This window comes from Streptomyces sp. UNOC14_S4, assembly GCF_020740835.1.
Lineage (GTDB): Bacteria > Actinomycetota > Actinomycetes > Streptomycetales > Streptomycetaceae > Streptomyces.
This window is the reverse complement of the sequence record NZ_JAINFC010000638.1, coordinates 1-3,723: the sequence shown is the minus strand read 5'-3', so window position 1 is coordinate 3,723 and position 3,723 is coordinate 1. Positions and strand designations below refer to the sequence as shown.

The 3,723-nt window shown below is 74.0% G+C and carries 4 protein-coding genes; 2 read left to right on the top strand and 2 right to left on the bottom strand.

All coding sequences use genetic code 11. The annotated features are described in order from the left end of the window. Nucleotides 1-730, bottom strand: a 730-nt coding sequence (locus tag K6I34_RS33500; RefSeq protein WP_229331808.1) for an acyltransferase, incomplete at its 3' end; no start/stop codon positions are given. Nucleotides 731-1,053: 323 nt separating this feature from the next. Here K6I34_RS33500 and K6I34_RS33495 point away from each other — a divergent pair. Then, nucleotides 1,054-2,274, top strand: a complete 1,221-nt coding sequence (locus K6I34_RS33495; protein ID WP_229331807.1) for a beta-ketoacyl synthase — start codon at nt 1,054-1,056, stop codon at nt 2,272-2,274. 11 nt (nt 2,275-2,285) lie between these two features. On the opposite strand, the gene K6I34_RS33490 is transcribed toward K6I34_RS33495, so the two are convergent. Beyond that, a complete protein-coding gene (locus K6I34_RS33490; protein ID WP_229331806.1) occupies nt 2,286-2,741 on the bottom strand; it encodes a carboxymuconolactone decarboxylase family protein in 456 nt (151 codons plus the stop codon). Nucleotides 2,742-2,842: 101 nt separating this feature from the next. Between K6I34_RS33490 and K6I34_RS33485 the strand changes: the two genes are divergently transcribed. Beyond that, on the top strand, nt 2,843-3,712 hold the full coding sequence (locus tag K6I34_RS33485; protein ID WP_229331805.1) for a sigma-70 family RNA polymerase sigma factor: 870 nt from the start codon (nt 2,843-2,845) through the stop codon (nt 3,710-3,712). Nucleotides 3,713-3,723 lie beyond the last annotated feature (11 nt).

The following is a 3,723-nucleotide window of genomic DNA, read 5'->3' as shown; positions in this document are numbered from 1 at the left end:
ACGCGGGGTAACCGGCCCACAGGACGAGGCCCGCGGTCGCGGCCGTCCCGCCGAGCAGCAGCGTCCAGCCCGTCGTACGGCCGCGCAGCTCGCCGCGGGCCCAGGCCGCGCCCAGGCAGTACGGGACGAGCCAGCCCGCCGCCACGTTGATCCAGCCGGGCCAGGCGGGTCCGTCGAGGCCGAAGCGGATCAGGTCGACGTGCAGGACGACGGCGAGCGGCCACAGCGGATGCAGCCGGGCGACCAGCGGCGTCGCCGCCGTGAGCACGGCGAAGACCAGCAGGAACCACAGCGGCGACAGGACCAGCGTGAGCAGCGTCCGTACGGTGTCCGGGCCCGCTCCCGCGATCAGCATGCCGCCCGCGATCACGGCCCACAGGGTCAGCACGGCGGCGACGGGCCGGAACAGCCGGGCCAGCCGGGCGCCGAGCCAGGCCCGGTACGCCGTCCCGCGGCCGCGGGCGGAGGCGTATCCGCGCGCCGCGACCCGGCCGCCGACGAAGAAGAAGACGGCGAGCGTCTGGAACAGCCAGGAGACCGGGGCCAGCGCGGGCAGGTGCTGGATCGGGCTGGCGCCGTGCAGCGTGTGGTCGTCGGCGACGAGCGCGGTCACCAGCCAGTGGCCGAGCACCACACCGAGGATCGCGAACGCGCGCAGGGCGTCGACGGCCCGGTCCCTGCCGGGCGGGGTGGCGGAGTCGATCCGCAGGGCGAGGTCACGCAGCGCCATGGGGGTGTCCTTCCGTACCGGATGCCGGTCGTGCATCCGGTACGGAAGCTACGGAGCGACCCGCGTGGTCGGCGTCCCGCCGGGGAGCTCATTTCGGCGTAGCTCCCCAGTACTACGGGTAGGGGGGGCGCACTGCCCGTTCCGCCCCGTACGGAAACGGGGAGTGAATGCCCGGACCCTACAAAGTCCCGACTCCACACTCGAACGATCACAGCATCCAAAAACCCACCCCCACCTTGGCAGAGTGGCGAGCGAAGCAGACACTCCCCTGCGGCTCAGCGGCGCGGGGAGTTGTACGTCTACGACAATTTGGGGGTTCACTCATGGGGACCGACGGCAAGGACGTGGTGGTCACGGGCCTCGGGGCCACGACGCCGCTCGGCGGGGACGTCGCCTCGACGTGGTCGGCGCTGCTGGCCGGGGAGTCGGGGATCGGCGCGATCGAGGAGGAGTGGGCCCGGGCGCTGCCGACGCGGATCGCGGGCAGGCTCAAGGTGGAGCCGGGCGAGGTGCTGGACCGGGTGCAGGCCCGCCGCATGGACCGCTGCGAGCAGATCGCGCTCGTGGCCGCGCGGGAGGCGTGGGCGGACGCGGGGGCGCCCGAGGTCGAGCCGGAGCGGCTGGCCGTGGTGATCGGCACGGGCACCGGGGGCGCCCTGACCCTGCTGGGGCAGGACGACGTCCTGGAGACCTCCGGTGTGCGGCGGGTCTCACCGCACACCGTGCCGATGCTCATGGCGAACGGCCCGGCGGCCTGGGTCAGCATCGAGCTGGGGGCCCGCGGCGGCGCCCACACTCCGGTGAGCGCCTGCGCCTCGGGGGCCGAGGCCATCGCCATGGGCCTGGACCTGATCCGGCTCGGCCGGGCCGACGTGGTGGTCGCGGGCGGTACGGAGGCGTGCATCGCGCCGCTGCCGCTGGCGGGCTTCGCCCAGGCCAAGGCGCATTCGACGCGCAACGACGAGCCCGAGCTGGCGTCGCGGCCGTTCGACACCGGCCGGGACGGGTTCGTGATCGGCGAGGGCGCCGTGGTGGTCGTCCTGGAGCGCGCGGGGTTCGCGGCCGCGCGGGCGGCCCGGCGGCATGCGCGGCTGGCCGGGGCGGGCGTCACGTCGGACGCGTTCCACATCACTGCCGCGCACCCCGAGGGGCAGGTCCGCGCGATGCGGCGGGCCCTGGCCGAGGCGGGGCTGGCCCCGCGGGACATCCGGCACGTGCACGCCCACGCGACGTCCACGCCCAAGGGCGACCTGGTCGAGGCGGAGTCGGTCACGGAGGCCGTCGGCACGCACGCGGCCGTGACGGCGACGAAATCGATGACCGGCCACCTCTTCGGGGCCGCCGGTGCCATGGGCGCCCTGGCCACGATCCTCGCCGTCCGCGAAGGCGTGATCCCCGCGACCCGGAACCTGGAGAACCTCGACCCGGCGGTGAAGCTGGACGTCGTCGCGGGCGGTCCGCGCCACGGGGCGGTGCCGGCGGCCCTGACGAACTCCTTCGGGTTCGGCGGGCACAACGCGTCACTGGTCTTCACGGCCCCGTAGCGGAGCCGTTGCTACCAGCCCGCGCCCGCGGGCTGCTTCGTGGTGACGTTGATCCGGTTGAAGAGGTTGGTCAGGCCGATCCAGAGGACCAGCCCGGAGAGCTGCCGCTCGTCGAAGTGCTCGGCCGCCTCGTTCCAGACGTCGTCCGGCACCGGGTCCGGGCGGTCACTGAGCCGCGTCACGCACTCGGCGAGGGCGAGCGCGGCACGCTCGGCGTCGGTGAAGTAGGGGGCCTCCCGCCAGGCGGCCACGGCGTGCAGCCGCTCGTCGGTCTCGCCCGCCTTCTTGGCGCTCTTCACGCCCCCGTCGACGCAGTAGGCACAACCGTTGATCTGGCTGGCACGCAGGTGCACGAGCTCCAGGGTCGACTCGGGCACGCCGCCCTTCTTCGCGGCCTTCAGCACGCTCAGCACGGCGGGCAGGGCCTCGGGGATGACCGTGGCGGGGTTGGGGATACGCGCTTCCATCAGATGCTCCTCACTCGGCGACCCCCGGCGATCAAGGTGTCACACCGGCGGGGTTTCATTCGTCATTGCATTGACGAATCACGACGAGGGAATGTGACCGGATGGACGAGAAGGACCTGCTGGCGGAGCGTTTCGAGGCGTACCGCCCCCACCTGCGGGCAGTGGGCTACCGCATGCTCGGCTCACTGAGCGAGGCCGACGACGCCGTGCAGGAGGCGTGGCTGCGGCTCAGCCGCTCCGACGCGGAGGACATCGGGAACCTGGGCGGCTGGCTGACCACCGTCGTCGGGCGGGTCTGCCTGGACATGCTGCGCTCGCGCGGCTCGCGCGGCGAGGAGCCGCTGGACACCGTCCAGGTGCCGGACCCGCTGGTGAGCGACGTGGACGGGGCCGACCCCGAGCAGCAGGCGCTGGTCGCGGACTCGGTCGGGCTGGCCCTGCTCGTGGTGCTGGAGACGCTGGCGCCCGCCGAGCGGCTGGCGTTCGTGCTGCACGACATGTTCGGCGTGCCGTTCGACCAGATCGCGCCGATGGTGGGGCGCACCCCGGCCGCGGCGCGGCAGCTGGCCAGCCGGGCGCGGCGGCGGGTGCGGGCCGGGGCGCCCGCGCCCGATCCGGACCTCGCCCGGCAGCGTCAGGTCGTGGACGCCTTCCTCACCGCCTCGCGCGGCGGCGACTTCGACGCGCTCGTCGCACTCCTCGACCCCGAGGTGCTCCTCCGCGCCGACACGGGCCAGGGCGCGACGCGGGAGGTACGCGGCCCGGCCGCCGTGGCGAACCAGGCCCTGCTCTTCCGCGCCGTCGCCCGCTTCGCGCGTCCCGTACTCGTCAACGGCACCGTCGGCATCCTCACGGCCCCGGACGGGGAGGCGGTGGCGATCATGGGCCTCACGATCGTGGAGGGCCGCATCCGCACCATCGAGATCCTGGCGGACCCGGCTCGGCTCCAGGCGCTTGGGCTGCGTACCTGAGCGGGTGCGGG